This window comes from Amycolatopsis magusensis, from assembly GCF_017875555.1.
Lineage (GTDB): Bacteria > Actinomycetota > Actinomycetes > Mycobacteriales > Pseudonocardiaceae > Amycolatopsis > Amycolatopsis magusensis.
Window position 1 is genome coordinate 2,272,623 of sequence record NZ_JAGGMS010000001.1, and the last position, 14,019, is coordinate 2,286,641.

14 protein-coding genes are annotated in these 14,019 nt (G+C 70.3%); 10 read left to right on the forward strand and 4 right to left on the reverse strand.

Going from position 1 to position 14,019, the window contains the following annotated elements; genetic code table 11:
- The first annotated feature begins 67 nt into the window (after positions 1-67).
- Entirely contained in the window at positions 68-391 is a 324-nt protein-coding gene (locus JOM49_RS10590; protein ID WP_209664129.1) for an SH3 domain-containing protein, read from the forward strand.
- Here JOM49_RS10590 and JOM49_RS10595 read toward each other — a convergent pair whose 3' ends face one another.
- Positions 392-1,123, reverse strand: coding sequence for an MBL fold metallo-hydrolase (locus JOM49_RS10595; protein ID WP_209664130.1), 732 nt, complete (start codon positions 1,121-1,123; stop codon positions 392-394).
- 57 nt (positions 1,124-1,180) lie between these two features.
- Here JOM49_RS10595 and JOM49_RS10600 point away from each other — a divergent pair, with 57 nt between their 5' ends.
- Together JOM49_RS10600 and JOM49_RS10605 are read left to right on the forward strand one after the other, a co-directional pair.
- Positions 1,181-1,615 (forward strand): SRPBCC family protein, encoded by a 435-nt coding sequence (locus JOM49_RS10600; RefSeq protein WP_209664131.1) that lies wholly within the window; start codon positions 1,181-1,183, stop codon positions 1,613-1,615.
- Positions 1,616-1,645: 30 nt separating this feature from the next.
- Complete coding sequence (locus JOM49_RS10605; RefSeq protein ID WP_209664132.1) at positions 1,646-2,446, forward strand: exodeoxyribonuclease III; 801 nt, start codon at positions 1,646-1,648, stop codon at positions 2,444-2,446.
- Positions 2,447-2,686: 240 nt separating this feature from the next.
- Here JOM49_RS10605 and JOM49_RS10610 read toward each other — a convergent pair whose 3' ends face one another.
- Entirely contained in the window at positions 2,687-2,893 is a 207-nt protein-coding gene (locus tag JOM49_RS10610) for a hypothetical protein (protein ID WP_209664133.1), read from the reverse strand.
- 190 nt (positions 2,894-3,083) lie between these two features.
- Between JOM49_RS10610 and JOM49_RS10615 the strand changes: the two genes are divergently transcribed.
- Positions 3,084-3,719, forward strand: coding sequence for an HD domain-containing protein (locus JOM49_RS10615; RefSeq protein WP_209664134.1), 636 nt, complete (start codon positions 3,084-3,086; stop codon positions 3,717-3,719).
- Here the strand turns inward: JOM49_RS10615 and JOM49_RS10620 are convergent.
- Complete coding sequence (locus tag JOM49_RS10620) at positions 3,716-4,306, reverse strand: dihydrofolate reductase family protein (RefSeq protein ID WP_209664135.1); 591 nt, start codon at positions 4,304-4,306, stop codon at positions 3,716-3,718. The genes JOM49_RS10615 and JOM49_RS10620 overlap by 4 nt on opposite strands.
- Positions 4,307-4,583: 277 nt before the next feature.
- Between JOM49_RS10620 and JOM49_RS10625 the strand changes: the two genes are divergently transcribed.
- Positions 4,584-4,823: a hypothetical protein gene (locus JOM49_RS10625; RefSeq protein WP_372443990.1), complete on the forward strand. Its 240-nt coding sequence runs from the start codon at positions 4,584-4,586 to the stop codon at positions 4,821-4,823.
- Positions 4,824-4,908: 85 nt separating this feature from the next.
- On the forward strand, positions 4,909-7,440 hold the full coding sequence (locus JOM49_RS10630) for a bifunctional FO biosynthesis protein CofGH (RefSeq protein ID WP_209664136.1): 2,532 nt from the start codon (positions 4,909-4,911) through the stop codon (positions 7,438-7,440).
- Between the two features lie 344 nt (positions 7,441-7,784).
- Here the strand turns inward: JOM49_RS10630 and JOM49_RS10635 are convergent, their stop codons facing one another.
- Positions 7,785-8,543, reverse strand: coding sequence for a S1 family peptidase (locus tag JOM49_RS10635; RefSeq protein ID WP_209664137.1), 759 nt, complete (start codon positions 8,541-8,543; stop codon positions 7,785-7,787).
- A 168-nt stretch (positions 8,544-8,711) separates the two neighbouring features.
- Here JOM49_RS10635 and trpS point away from each other — a divergent pair, with 168 nt between their 5' ends.
- From trpS to JOM49_RS10655, 4 genes are all read left to right on the forward strand, one after another.
- The gene (gene trpS / locus JOM49_RS10640; RefSeq protein WP_209664138.1) at positions 8,712-9,734 is read left to right on the forward strand and encodes a tryptophan--tRNA ligase; all 1,023 of its coding nucleotides are present in this window, start codon (positions 8,712-8,714) and stop codon (positions 9,732-9,734) included.
- A 132-nt stretch (positions 9,735-9,866) separates the two neighbouring features.
- On the forward strand, positions 9,867-10,421 hold the full coding sequence (locus tag JOM49_RS10645) for an RNA polymerase sigma factor (protein ID WP_209664139.1): 555 nt from the start codon (positions 9,867-9,869) through the stop codon (positions 10,419-10,421).
- A complete protein-coding gene (locus JOM49_RS10650) occupies positions 10,414-11,478 on the forward strand; it encodes a CU044_5270 family protein (RefSeq protein ID WP_209664140.1) in 1,065 nt (354 codons plus the stop codon). Before JOM49_RS10645 ends, JOM49_RS10650 begins: the two co-directional genes overlap by 8 nt.
- A 90-nt stretch (positions 11,479-11,568) precedes the next feature.
- The gene (locus JOM49_RS10655) at positions 11,569-14,019 is read left to right on the forward strand and encodes an arabinosyltransferase domain-containing protein (protein WP_209664141.1); all 2,451 of its coding nucleotides are present in this window, start codon (positions 11,569-11,571) and stop codon (positions 14,017-14,019) included.

The window sequence follows — 14,019 nt, forward strand, 5'->3', positions numbered from 1 at the left end:
AACTCTCCGCTTACCCTGGTAGAGACCAGGTTTTGCGGGCGTTTTCGCGGGCACTGAGGAGCACCGGATGGTACTCGGCATACCCAAGAAGGTCCTGATCGCCATCGCGGTCGTCCTCGGCATCGGCATCATCTACGTGATGGGTGCGGACAAGCGCGCGTCCGAAGCCAGCGGCGGGGCCGGTCCCACCGGCTGCCGGATGGAGGTCACCGCCGACGTGCTCAACGTGCGGTCGGGGCCGGCCGAGAACGCCGCGATCGTCGGCAAGTTCAAGCAGGACGCCGAGACCGACGCCCTGCCGGTGGTGCAGAACGGGTTCCGCCAGATCGACGCGAACCGCTGGGCCGCCACCGAGTTCCTCAAGCCGCTGGCCGGCGCCAACTGCGGCTGATCACACCGTCACGGTGAGGCCTTCTTCGGCCAGCAGGATCTCGCCGTCGAAGACCTCGGCCGCTTCCGCGGCTGGGCGTTTCCGGTCGCTGCCCGGCCAGAAGTGCGTCAGCAGCAGTCTTTTCGCCCGCGCCCGTGCCGCCCAGGTGGCTGCTTCGGTCGCGGTCTCCACGTAGCGGGGTCGTTGGTTCGGCGACGGCCCTTGCAGCGTCGACTCCATGAGGTAGAGGTCGGCGTCCGCGCCGAGTTCGGCCAGGTCGGCCGACGGCCCGCTGTCGCCGGTGTAGGCCACCGTCACCCCCGGCAGGCTCAGCCGCACGCCCCAGTTCGGCACGTGGTGCGGCAGGCGCCAGGTGCGGACGGTGAACGGGCCCACCGAGGTGGTGGCCGCCAGGTCGTGGTGGTCGTACACCTGCTCCGGGGCCGGTTCCGGCTCGGCCGCCCGTACCACGTCCAGCACGTCCGGCGGGGAGTAGAGCGGCAGCTTGCCGTGGCCTTCGTAGTGGTGGATGCGGCCGAGCGCGGTCAGGTCCGCGCAGTGGTCGGGGTGGGCGTGCGTGATCACCACCGCGTCCACCGCGCCGTCCGGGCAGTGTTCGAGCAGCCGGGACACGGTGCCGTAGCCGAGGTCGAGCACCAGCCGGAAGTCCTCGTGGCGCAGCAGGAAGCCGCTGCACGCCCGCCCGGGTTCCGGCCACGCGCCGCAACTGCCGAGCACCGTCAATCGCACCATCCGCCGATCTTCGCAGGTGGGCTGTCACAAAACGGCGGGATCGGCGACTTCTGCGATATGAAAACCGTACAGACGACGGTGGCCACGCGGCGCACGCCCGAGGACGTCTACGCCTACCTCGCCGACTTCACGCACCAGGCGGAATGGCGGTTCGACGTGGTGACCTCGGAGCTGATCTCCGGCGAACCGGGGCAGGTCGGCGCGCGTTACCTGCAGCGGGTGCGGCCGGGGCGCAAGGAGTCCGAGAGCGAGGTCGAGCTGACCGAGGCGGACCGGCCCAGCGAGGTGGCCTTCCGCACGCTCGACCGCGGGCCGGTGACCGTCCGCGGGGCGTGGCACATCCGCAGCGCGCCGTCGGGCACCGAGGTGGTCTGCGACGTGGCGATCGAGACGAAGGGCGTGCTCAAGCTGTTCGAACCGCTGATGGGGCCGCAGCTGCGCAAGATCGCCGCGCGGTACGAGAGCGACCTCTCGGAGCGGCTCAACGCCTGAGTTGTCGGGGGTGGCGGGTAGCCTCCGGGCGTGCTCACCGTCTCCACTGTCAACGTCAACGGAATGCGTGCCGCGGCCAAGAAGGGGTTCGTCGAGTGGCTCGCCGCCACGAAGGCGGACGTGGTCGCCTGCCAGGAGGTGCGCGCGGAAACCGAGCTGCTGCCGGACGAGGTGCGTGCCCCGGCCGGGTGGCACGCGTTCCACGCGCCCTGCGAGGTCAAGGGCCGGGCCGGGGTGTCGCTGTACTCCCGTGCCGAGCCGGAGTCGGTGCGGATCGGCTTCGACGCGCCGGAGTTCGCCGAGAGCGGCCGGTACCTGGAGGCCACGTTCGCCGAGGTGGTGGTGGCCAGCCTGTACCTGCCCAGCGGGGACGTCGGCACGCCGCGCCAGGCGGAGAAGGAGCGGTTCATGGCCGCGTTCCTGCCGTACCTGGCCGAGCTGCGGGGCAAGGCCGAGGCGGACGGTCGCGAGGTGCTCGTGGTCGGTGACTGGAACATCGCGCACGCCGAGGTCGACCTGAAGAACTGGCGGACGAACCGGAAGAACTCGGGCTTCCTGCCGGAGGAGCGGGCCTGGCTGGGGCAGGTCTACTCGGAGGCCGGATACGCCGACGTACAGCGGAGGCTGGACCCGGAGGGGCCGGGCCCGTACACGTGGTGGTCGTACCGGGGGAAGGCCTTCGACAACGACGCGGGCTGGCGGATCGACCTGCACGTGGCGAGCCGGGGCCTGGCGGAGCGCTGCACTTCGATCCAAGTGGAACGCGCGGCTACGTACGAGGAGCGATGGTCGGACCACGCCCCGGTCACCGCCACCTACGACATCGGCTGAGGAGTGCACGCGGCGATCGAATGCCGTGGGCCTTCTTGGCTGGCCTTGACGCCCTGAGTGTGGAACTCGGACGTCTGAGTGTGGGGTTCGGCTTCCTGAGTGTGGAACTCGGATGCGCGGACGTGTAGTTCGGCTTCCTGAATGTGTGGTTCGGGTGCACGAGTGTGGGGTTCGGGGGGGGCGAATGCTGTGAGTGGGGCATTCCAAGCGTTCAACGCAAGTAATGCCCCACTCCGAGCGTTAGGAGACGCCGAGCAGGGTGGCGAGGGCGGAGATCAGGGCCTTCGAGGTGCTGGCGATGGTGGCGTCCAGGTATTCGGCGATCGGGGTGAGTTCGGCGGCGGAGGCCGAGCCGCTCAGGGTCAGGGCGGCGAGGGGGACGGTGGCGCCGACGGCGAGGCCGCGCAGGGTCCAGCGGTGGGCGGTGCTCCGGCGGGAGGTGCTCATACTCTCGTCCTCTCTGGGGCGGGGTCCGGCGAGCGGTCTTGCTCGTCCGAACAGCAGCATGGGCACGGCCATCCGGCGCAATCAAGGCGCGTAACCGGCACTTAGTGATCATGAAACGCGGGCCCCGGCACCCGGGTGAACGGCGTTAACGAATTCGACATCCCCGTGGGTGGTTTGCGAGTGTGCCGGGGTGGACGAACTCCTGATCGAGCGCACGCCCCTCCCGGACGGACTGCCGTCGCGGCTGGTGGGGCAGCTCACCTTCCTCGCCGAGGCCGACAAGCTCAAGACCGTGCTCCGCCAGTCCCCGCTGGCCGCCGCCGAGCGGCGCGAGAACGACGCCGAGCACTCCTGGCACCTCGCGCTGATGGTCGCCGTGCTCGCCGAACACGCCGACGAACCGATCGACCTCGGGCACACCATCCAGCTCGTGGTGGTCCACGACCTCGTCGAGATCTACGCCGGGGACACCCCGCTCTACGACGACGGCGGCCGAGAAAGTCAGCAGGAACGCGAAGAAGCCGCGGCCGAAAAGCTTTTCGGGCTGCTCCCCGACGACCAGGCGGTCCATTTCCGCGCACTCTGGGACGAATTCGAAACCCGCGGAACCCCGGAAGCCAGGTTCGCCAAAGCGATGGACCGCATGCAGCCGCTGTTGCTGAACTGGCTCGCGAAAGGCGGCACCTGGCAGACGCCGGGCGTGACCGCCGCGACCGTGCGCGAACGCAAGGCCGTGATCGGCGACGCGTCCGCGGAACTGTGGTCGGCGGCGGCCACGCTCATCGGCGAAGGCGAGCGGCGCGGCTGGGTCGCTCCGTCTACTTAGGACTCGATGCGGGTGTAGGTGAGCACCAGCACCCCCGATTCGAAGGCCTCGTGCCGGGCCAGGTGGTACCGCTCGGGCCGGAATTCCCCGCCGAACATCGGCATTCCGGCCCCGGCGACCACCGGGTGCATCTTCACCACGAGTTCGTCGATCTCGTCCCGCAGCGCGTTCGCCAGCGTCGCCCCGCCGACGAGCCAGAGCTTCTGCCCGGCTTCGCGCTTGAGTTCGCGCACCTTTTCCACCGGATCGGTGGCGACCAGTTCCACCTTGCCGCGCGCCTCGGTCATGGTGGTCGAGAAAACGACGTGGCGCAGGTGCTCGTAGGCGTCGTCGAGCCCGGCGGCGAGGCCGACCTCATAGGATCTGCGCCCTTCCAGCACCGTGTCGAATTCCTTGTTCGGCACGTCCTCGAGGCCGAACACCGGGCGCGCCACCGTCGGGATCATTTCCGGGTAGTCGCGCAGGAGGGCGGCGTTGTGGTCGCCCTCGTTGACGAAGAAGCCCGGCGTGTTCGTCGGGTCGCCGCCGCCGGCCTCGGCGATGAAGCCGTCGATCGACGTGGCCACCAGGTAGGTCAGTTTTCGCATGGGGTTCCCCTCTTCGTCTGTAACCACTCTGACTGTAGTACTTCAAACGGAGTGGTCGCAAGGGGCGGGTTCGGTCACTCAGCGGAACTCGCTACGCTCACGTTCGAAGTTGAGCGGAAGACACCGGGCTTGACACGCTCGGTAGCTTTTTGACCATCAACACGGCAAGCGTCCCTCGTTCGGGGCAGCATTCGTCGCAGGAGGCACTCCGGTGCGCAACTCTTTGCCCGGCCTGATGCGGTCCGTCACGCGTCTGGCCGCCGTTACGGTCACCCTGGTGACCGGCTTGCTCTTCGGGGCACTCGGTATGGCGAACGCCGCCGCCGCGCGGCCGGAGCCGGAGGCGATGACCTTCGGCGTGCTCGGCCCCGTCGGCCTGGTGGCCGTGGTGTTCGGCGTGCTCGGCATGGCGGCCGGGGTGCTCCGGCAGCGGAAGAAGGCCAGGGCGGCGGCCGAGCAGGCCGAAGCGGCGCCGGTCGAGCCGCCCGCGCTGACCCCCACCCGGTCGCCGCACTGACCCGCGTTTATTCCCGTTCACCGGAGTCTTCTCTCACAGCGGAAGCCCTTACCGGGCGTGCGGACGCGGCCGTAGGCTCGCGATCATGGCCCAGAGCGTGTTCCTCACCCCGCCTGATCCGCAGCCGAGTCCGTCGGCACTGAGCCGGGCCCTGCGCCGGGCCGCCGACGGGGTCGCCCTCGACGTCACCGAAGCCGCCGTGCTGCTCCACGCCAGGGGTGAACAGCTGGAGGAGTTGTTCGCCGCGGCGTCGAAGGTGCGCGACGCCCACCTGACCGACCACGGCCGTCCCGGGGTGATCAGCTACAGCCGCAGCGTGTTCATCCCGCTGACCCGGCTCTGCCGCGACCGCTGCCACTACTGCACGTTCGTCACCGTGCCGGGCAAGCTGCACTCGATGTACCTCGAACGCGACGAGGTGCTCGAGATCGCGCGCGCCGGTGCCGCCGCCGGGTGCAAGGAGGCCCTGTTCACCCTCGGCGACCGGCCGGAGGACCGCTGGCCGCAGGCGAAGGAGTGGCTCGACGAGCGCGGCTACGACTCCACGCTGGACTACGTGCGGGCCTGCGCGATCGCGGTGCTGGAGGAGACCGGCCTGCTGCCGCACCTGAACCCCGGCGTGCTCAGCTGGGCGGAGTTCCAGCGGCTCAAGCCGGTCGCGGCGAGCATGGGCATGATGCTGGAGACCACCGCCGAGCGGCTGTGGTCGGAGAAGGGCGGCCCGCACTACGGCAGCCCCGACAAGGAACCCGCGGTCCGGCTGCGGGTGCTCGACGACGCCGGTCGCAGCGGGGTGCCGTTCACCACCGGCATCCTGGTCGGCATCGGCGAGAACAAGACCGAGCGCGCCGAGTCGCTGCACGCGATCCGCCAGCGCGCCCGGCAGTACCGCAACATCCAGGAGATCATCGTCCAGAACTTCCGGGCCAAGCCGGATACCGCCATGCGGTCCGCGCCCGACCTGGACCTGACCGAGCTGGCCGCGACGGTGGCCGTGGCGCGGTTGCTGATGCCGCCGGGCGTGAGCGTGCAGGCCCCGCCGAACCTGGTCGGCGACGAGCTCGCGCTGCTGATGCGCGCCGGCATCGACGACTGGGGCGGCGTCTCGCCGGTCACCCCGGACCACGTCAACCCCGAGCGCCCGTGGCCGCGGATCGAGGTGCTCGCCGAGGCGACCCGCGAAGCCGGGTTCGAGCTGAAGGAACGCCTGGCCGTCTACCCGAAGTACGTGCGGGAAGCGGAGAAGTGGCTCGACGTCCGGGTGCACCCGCACGTCGAGGCGCTGGCACTGCCGGACGGCATGGCGAACCCGGACGCCGAGGTCGTCGGGCACACCTGGCAGGAGCCGGACGGCGGGCTGGAGACGATCGGCCGCGCCGACCTCAACTCCTCGATCGACACCGAAGGCCGCACCAGCGACCGGCGCGGTGACTTCGACAGCGTCTACGGCGACTGGGACATCCTCAAGACCCAGGTGCCGGTCGCGCCGGAACGGCTGAGCACCGACGTCCGCGAAGGGCTGACACTGGCCGCCGACTACCCGGGCGCGCTGCTCGAACCGCGGCACACCGACGCCGCGATGGCGCTGCTCACCGCCGACGGCCAGGCGCTGGAGACGATGGCGCGGCTGGCCGACGAGCTGCGCGCGGACGTGGTCGGCGACGACATCACCTACGTGGTCAACCGGAACATCAACTTCTCCAACGTCTGCTACGTCGGCTGCCGGTTCTGCGCCTTCGCCCAGCGCGAGCGCGACGCCGACGCCTTCCGGCTCTCGGTCGACGAGGTGGCCGCGCGGGCCGTCGAGGCCTGGAACGCCGGGGCCACCGAGGTCTGCATGCAGGGCGGCATCGACCCGAAGCTGCCGATGACCTACTACGCCGACATCGTCCGCGCGATCAAGGCGGCCGTGCCGGAGATGCACGTCCACGCGTTCTCGCCGATGGAGATCGTCTCCGCGGCGTCCAAGGCGGGCGTGAGCATCGAGGAGTGGCTGACCGAGCTGCGTGACGCCGGGCTCGGCTCCATCCCGGGCACCGCGGCGGAGATCCTCGACGACGACGTCCGCTGGGTGCTGACCAAGGGCAAGCTGCCCGCGCGGACCTGGGTCGACGTGGTGACCACCGCGCACCGGCTGGGCATCCAGTCCTCCAGCACGATGATGTACGGCCACGTGGACCACCCCGGGCACTGGCTCGGGCACCTGCGGGTGCTGGCCGGGATCGCCGACGAGACCGGCGGCTTCACCGAGTTCGTCGGCCTGCCGTTCGTGCACCACAACGCGCCGATCTACCTGGCAGGCGTGGCCCGGCCGGGCCCGACCATGCGGGACAACCGCGCGGTGCACGCGTTCGCGCGGCTCGCCCTGCACGGCCGGATCGACAACGTGCAGTGCTCGTGGGTCAAACTCGGTGACGAGGGCACCGCGCAGGTGCTGCGGGGTGGCGCGAACGACATCGGCGGCACGCTGATGGAGGAGACGATCTCGCGGATGGCGGGTTCGGAGCACGGGTCGTCGCGGACGAAGGCGGAGCTGGAGCACCTGGCCGCGCTCGCCGGGCGCCCGGCGAGCCAGCGCACCACCACCTACGGGCGGCGCTTGCTGGCCGTTGGGTAATTTCTAGGTACCGGCCCCGGATTGTTTGTTGCCCAGCACGGCGCCAGTCTCGCTGCATGCGAACGGCGACGAGCGAGTCTTTCCCCGAAGCGCTGGACCGGGCGATCGCCGAAAGCGGCCTGAGCCTGGACCGCGTGCGGCACCGGCTGGCCCGCCACGGCGTGCGGGTCAGCCTGACCACCCTGAGCTACTGGCGCAGCGGACGCAGCCGCCCGGAGCGACCTGAGTCGCTCCGGGCGGTGACGATCCTGGAAGCGGTGTTCTCACTGCCCGAAGGGGCGTTGAGCGAGCTGCTCGGCCCGCGCCGCCCCAGGGGACGGTGGTGCGGCGCGGGCCGGGCCGCGTCAGACTCCGCTGTTGGTCGCGATCCAGTTGCGGAAGTACGGCACGTCGACGTAGATCGACGGCGCGGTCGCGCAGACCGAGCCACCGCCGGAGCGGCTGGTCGCGCCGATCAGCTGCCAGGTGCCGCTGACCTGCTTGATCTCCGGCCCGCCCGAGTCGCCGTAGCAGGCGCCCTTGTTGCCGCCCGGGTTCCCGGTGCAGATTTCGCTGGCCGCGCTGATGCCGCCGCAGCCGCTGTCGGAGACGATCGAGGTGTTCAGCTCCTGCAGCGTGACCGGCGCACCGCAGCCGCCGGGCTGCGCGCAGGTCTGGCCCCAGCCGATGATCCGGGTCGCGGTGCCCACCGCGCCGGAGGTTGAGGCGATGGTGATCGGCGCCTGCGGCACCGCGGTCTGCAGGCGCAGCAGGGCCAGGTCGGCACTCGGGTGCGCGATGCGCTGCGCGACGCGGGCCACCGTGCCGCCGCTGGTGCGGTTCGTGGTGCCGACGCGCACCTGGTAGGGCTGGCCGCAGTGCTTCGCGGTGACCACCCAGGTCGAGCTGATCAGCGAGCCACCGCAGGAGTGCCCGCCGCTGGAGCTCTGCAGCGACACCATGAACGAGTAGACCTGCGTGGCGTTCCCGCCGCCGACGATGAACGGGGTGACGCCGCCGGCCGGTTCGGCGGCGGTGTCGGCGGAAGCCATGGGCGCGGCGAGGCCGCCGAGCGCGGTGACACCGGCGACGAACACGCCTGCCAGCAGGGACCGTAACTTCATGGAGTTCTCCTTCGCCTGTCCGGACTGGGGAACCGGAGGTAGGTCAAACGCTAGGAAGCGCGCCGGGACGCGGCGACCGCCGGAAGTAGGTGCTGTTTAACCGTTTAAGACTTTGGTCGTGGGCCATCCGCGTGGGCGCGGTACGTGCGGGGATGACAGAATCGCGGCGTGTCGACAGAGCAGGAACAGAACACCCGTCTTCGCGTGCTGTCCGGGATCCAGCCCACGGCCGACTCGTTCCACCTGGGCAACTACCTGGGCGCGGTGCGGCAGTGGGTGCGCCTGCAGGACACCCACGAGACCTTCTACTGCGTGGTCGACCTGCACGCGATCACCGTCGAGCAGGACCCGAAGGTGCTGCGGCAGCGGACCAGGGTCTCGGCCGCGCAGCTGCTCGCGCTCGGCGTCGACCCCGACCGCAGCACGTTGTTCGTGCAGAGCCAGGTGCCCGAGCACGCGCAGCTGAGCTGGGTGCTGGAGTGCCAGACCGGCTTCGGCGAGGCGAGCCGGATGACCCAGTTCAAGGACAAGGCGGCCAAGCAGGGCACCGACCGCGCCAGCGTCGGGCTGTTCACCTACCCGGTGCTGCAGGCCGCGGACATCCTGCTCTACCAGGCGCACGCGGTGCCGGTCGGCGAGGACCAGCGCCAGCACCTGGAGCTGTCGCGGAACCTGGCGCAGCGGTTCAACAACCGGTTCGGCAGGACCTTCGTCGTGCCCGAGGCGCACATCGTCAAGGACACCGCGAAGATCTACGACCTGCAGGACCCGACGTCGAAGATGAGCAAGTCGGCCTCGGCGGTGAACGGGCTGGTCGAGCTGCTCGACGAGCCGAAGCGCTCGGCGAAGAAGATCCGGTCCGCGGTCACCGACACCGGCCGCGAGGTCGTCTACGACCCGGAGCACAAGGCCGGGGTGGCGAACCTGCTGAGCATCTACTCGGCGCTGACCGGCCGCGCGATCAGCGAGCTGGAGACGGCGTACGAGGGCAAGGGCTACGGCGATCTGAAGAAGGACCTCGCCGAGGTGCTGGTGGAGTTCGTGACCCCGGTCCAGGAGCGGGTCAAGTCCTATCTGGACGATCAGGCCGAGCTGGACAAGGTGCTGGCCAGGGGTGCCGAACGCGCCCGTGAGGTCGCCTCGGCCACGCTGGCGAAGGTGTACGACCGCGTCGGTTTCCTGCCCGGCTGAGACCTCCGCCAGCCAATGCTATGAGTGGGGCATTACTTGCGTTCATTGCAAGTAATGCCCCACTCATAGCATTCGAAGCGCACCGCGCGTGAACGCCGCGGCCGTCTGCGGTCAATAGTCTGTGTGACTGCGATGACCGACGAGCCCGCCGAACCCCCGGCGCGCCTGGACCGGCCCGATTTCGGCGGGCCCGATCCAGGCCACGCGTTCGGGCTGCTGTTCGACCGGCACGCCGCCCCGCTGCGGCACTACCTCGTCCGCCGCATCGGGGAGGCGGTGGCCGACGACCTGGTCAGCGAGACCTTCCTGATCGCGTGGAACCAGCGGCACCGCTACGACCCGGCCCGTGCTGCGGTCCGGTCCTGGCTCTACGGCATCGCCACCAACCTCCTGCGCCGCCACGTGCGCGACGAAGTCCGGGCCCTGCGTGCCCAGCCGGCACCCGATCCGGTGGACGGCCACGCCGTCCGGGTCGCCGAGCAGGTCGACGCCCAGACCGCGGCGCGGCAGCTCGCCGGTCCGCTGGCCGCGCTCGCGCCCGGCGACCGGGACGTCCTGCTCCTGATCGCCTGGGCCGGGCTGGACACCACCGAGGTCGCCGAGGCACTCGACATCCCCGCCGGCACGGTGCGCTCACGCCTGCACCGGGTCCGTCGGCAACTGCGGAAGGAGGCGGCTCGTGGCTGACTGGAACGCTGACCGGAACGTGCGGCAGGTGTGGTCGGAGGACGACCTCGACCGGGCGCTGGCCGCGTTGAACGCCGAAGTACCCGCCGGGGAGTCCGCGCTGGCGAAGGCACGGGCGGAGTTGATGGGCGAGGCGGGCGTGGTGCCCGCTCCCGAGCCGCGGCCGCACCGCCGGCGCGATGGTCGCTGGTGGCGCTGGGCGGCCGCGTTCGGCACGGTCGCCGCGGTGGTCGCCGGTGTGCTGGTGCTGCCCGCCCTGCCCTTCGGCGACGAGACCGGGGTCCCCAGCGCGGCGGCGGAGGTGCTGAACCGGTCCGCCGACCGGATCGGGACCGCCGACGACCCCGTCCCGCCGGGGCAGTACCGGTACGTCGAGAAGCGCTCCTGGCTCATGACGTTCACAGAGAGGGGGTCGTACCTCGGGGAGCGCGTCACGCAGCTCTGGGTGCCCGCCGCGTGGAGCGAGGAATGGGTGCAGCGCGACTACGGCACCGCGAAGCGCAAGTGGATCGAAGGCGGGGCTGCCGATCTTCCCGAGCCGGAACGACTCGACGGGCAGGGTGCCATGCAGGAGGTCCGGGCGCGGTGCGGCGACTTCTTCGTCGCCCCGGCGGACCAGTGCCGGGTGCCGGGTAGCTGGGGCCAGGTGACACCGGAGTTCCTCGCCTCCCTGCCGAGCGATCCGGTGCAGCTCTACCAGCGGCTGCGCGCGGACACCGCGGGCAAGAGCCCGCACCCCGACCTGGACGTGCTCACCCAGGCCGCGGACGCGCTGGGCGACGGGCTGCTGCCCGCCCCGGTGCGGGCGAACCTCTTCCGGGCGCTGGCGATGGTGCCGTCGCTCCAGATCAGCGATCGCAACATCACTGTGGACGGCCGGATCGGCATCGGCCTGGGGGTCGACCGGGACGGGTTCAAGGAGGAGCTCGTCATCGATCAGGAGACCGGTCAGCTCATCGGCGTGCGCACGACCGACACGAGGAACGGCAGCGTGCGCAACTACACCTCGGTGGTCACCGGTGCCGCGAGTGGAATCGGTGTCGTGCCCGTCAGGTGAATCGCCGATGAATAGCTGAACCTTTCACAAAAACTGGGGATCTGAACTCTCATGCCCGCAATTCTTGCGCGGCGGCTTCTGGCTGCCGCGATGCTGACGTGCGCGTTCGCGCTGGCGATTCCGTTCGCCCCGGTGCGCGGCGATGACGTAACCGTTTCCTGGCCACGGGAAGGAGAAAGTGCGAAATCCACCGTGGCGATCTTCCAACCTTATCGACCGCTTTCGCTCGACGTCTCACTGCCGTGTACCGCGGTCACGCATTCGGGGGTGCTCTTTTCCACCTTCCCGCCCGAATCCGACCGGTTGCGTGAATTCGGGCTCCTGCTGACCGTCCGGGACCAGCGACTCCGGCTGACCGTGGGGAACCAGGACCACGACCTGGGCCCGGCGCCGAGTCCGGCCTGCATGTACCGGTTGCAGGCCGAGGATGACCGGCTGTGGGTGACCGTGGACGGCACCGTGGTGCTCGACCTAGTGGAACCGGTGCCGCAGATCGCCGCGTTCGTGACCGAACTGCCCGCGGAGGTGCCGGTTTCGGCCTCCGCGAGAGCCGACGCCCGGTTCCAGACCTCGCCCACGCCGCTCAAATACGGCCTGCTCGCCGGGTGCGCCATGGGGGTGTTGTGCTGCCTCGTCCTCGGATTCCGGATCCTGCGTGCCATGAATGGTCAGCCGGAACGTCCGCGGCTACCGATTCGCGCCGATTTCGGGTGGACGCTGGCGGTGCTCGCCGGAATCGCCGGGTGGGGGGTGCTCGGCGCGCAAACGGTGGACGACGGCTGGTTCCTCGGCATGCACAAAAATCTCGGGCCGTCCGGTTTCGTCGGCGACTACTACATGTTCCTCAATGTTTCGGAAATTCCGGCGAGCCTGGTGCAGCACGTTTTCGCGCCCCTCTTCTCGATTTCCTGGTCGCCGTTCGTCCTCCGCATCCCGGCCATGGCCGCCGGGATCGGGATCTGGCTGGCGGCGCTCGGCATCGTGCGCCTGCTGCCGACGCCGGCGCGCGTGCCGCGCCGGCTGCTCGCGGCCGCGTTCGCCGTAGCGTGGATGCCGGGCGGGGCGGCACTGCGCCCGGAACCGTTCGTCGCCCTGTGCTTCGCGGTGTCGGCCTACGCCGCGGTGCGCGCGACGGTCACCCGGGCCGACGGCTGGCTCCTGATCGGTGCGCTGGCCACCGGCGTCGCGCTGGCGATCACGTCCACCGGCATCCTCGTCGCGGTCCCGCTGACCATCGGGCTGATCGGCGCGGTGCGCCGCACGCCGGAGCGGCGCTGGGTGCTCGTCGCACTGGTGGTCGCGGTCGCCGGCAGCTGCTCACCGCTGATCTTCGCCGAAGCAGGCCTCGGCGGTTTCCTCGACTCGACGGCCGCGCGGTACTGGTACGGCGCCAGCCTCTCCTGGTTCCACGAGTTCGACCGCTACCAGATGCTGCTCGGCTCGCACGGTGCCACGGAGTTCTACGTCGAGCAGCACCCGTACCGCAGGCTGCCGATCCTGCTGGGCGTCGTCCTGGTGGCGATCGTGTTCGCACTGCGGTTGCGCGACCGGGCCCGCGGGGTGTTCACCGGCGTGCTCGCGTGGCCGTTCGCCTGGCTGCTGGGCGGGTTGGCGCTGCTCGTGTTCACCCCCACCAAGATCGGCTCCCACCTGAACGTGCTGGTGCTGCCGGTGACCCTGGTGCTCGCCTGCGGGCTGGCGTTGCTGCCCACCGCGTTCGCCAGGGACTCCGGCGGCTGGCTCGTCCGCGGCGGCACGCTGTTCCTCGTCACGCTGGCGGTCAGCGTTTCGTTCCACGGCCCGAATTCCTGGTGGGGTTACCACCGGATCGCCATGCCGCTGCTCGACGAGCGGCTGAGCGTCCACCCCGCCTTGTTGCTGCTCGCCGGTGCTCTCGCCGCGTTGATTCCCGCGCTGCGCGCGAAACGCGACGAAGTGGCGTTCCCGACGAAGCTGGCCGGGCACACCGCTATCGCGCTGGCACGGCTCGCCCTGCTCGCCATGCCGGTGATCGTCGTCGGGCTGCTGGGTGTGGCGGCGGTGCGCCAGCTGAAGCACGATTCCTGGGCGCCGATCGCGACCACGACCGGGTGCGGCATCGCCGACGAGGTCCGGCTGGATTCGGGCGCCACGCTGGCCGAGCACCTGGCGGACCGACCTGGCGCCACGCTTGTCGACTGGCCGATCTCGCTCTGGCACCCCTGCGCCCGGTTCCCGGTACAGGCCAACGGAATGCTCGAACCACCGACGAGCATCGTCCCGGCTCCCGGCAAGCTCCGCGTCCACGGCGACCTCTCGCGCTCCTACACCGCGTTCGCCGGCCCGTTCGCCCCGGTCGGCCAGGACGCCACCTACACCGAGGTGCCCTCCTGGCTGGAGGGCACGCCCGGCGAGGAGCACTGGAGCCCGCTGCTGCACGTGGACTACCGCTATCCCGTCGGTGCCTACGACGTCCGCGTCGAGCGGGTCGACCGGCCGGGGTGGATGAGCTTCCCCAGTTACGCCGACAGCCGCTACACCGGCCAGGGCCCACCGGCTTGA

What these genes read in the sequence shown, in the direction of transcription:
- JOM49_RS10600 (WP_209664131.1), top strand. Translation starts at nt 1,181, where the DNA reads ATGAAAACCGTACAGACGACGGTGGCCACGCGGCGCACGCCCGAGGAC.
- JOM49_RS10645 (WP_209664139.1), top strand. Translation starts at nt 9,867, where the DNA reads ATGACCGACGAGCCCGCCGAACCCCCGGCGCGCCTGGACCGGCCCGAT.
- JOM49_RS10635 (WP_209664137.1), bottom strand. Translation starts at nt 8,543, where the DNA reads ATGAAGTTACGGTCCCTGCTGGCAGGCGTGTTCGTCGCCGGTGTCACC.
- JOM49_RS10610 (WP_209664133.1), bottom strand. Translation starts at nt 2,893, where the DNA reads ATGAGCACCTCCCGCCGGAGCACCGCCCACCGCTGGACCCTGCGCGGC.
- JOM49_RS10630 (WP_209664136.1), top strand. Translation starts at nt 4,909, where the DNA reads ATGGCCCAGAGCGTGTTCCTCACCCCGCCTGATCCGCAGCCGAGTCCG.
- JOM49_RS10595 (WP_209664130.1), bottom strand. Translation starts at nt 1,123, where the DNA reads ATGGTGCGATTGACGGTGCTCGGCAGTTGCGGCGCGTGGCCGGAACCC.
- JOM49_RS10620 (WP_209664135.1), bottom strand. Translation starts at nt 4,306, where the DNA reads ATGCGAAAACTGACCTACCTGGTGGCCACGTCGATCGACGGCTTCATC.
- JOM49_RS10590 (WP_209664129.1), top strand. Translation starts at nt 68, where the DNA reads ATGGTACTCGGCATACCCAAGAAGGTCCTGATCGCCATCGCGGTCGTC.
- JOM49_RS10655 (WP_209664141.1), top strand. Translation starts at nt 11,569, where the DNA reads ATGCTGACGTGCGCGTTCGCGCTGGCGATTCCGTTCGCCCCGGTGCGC.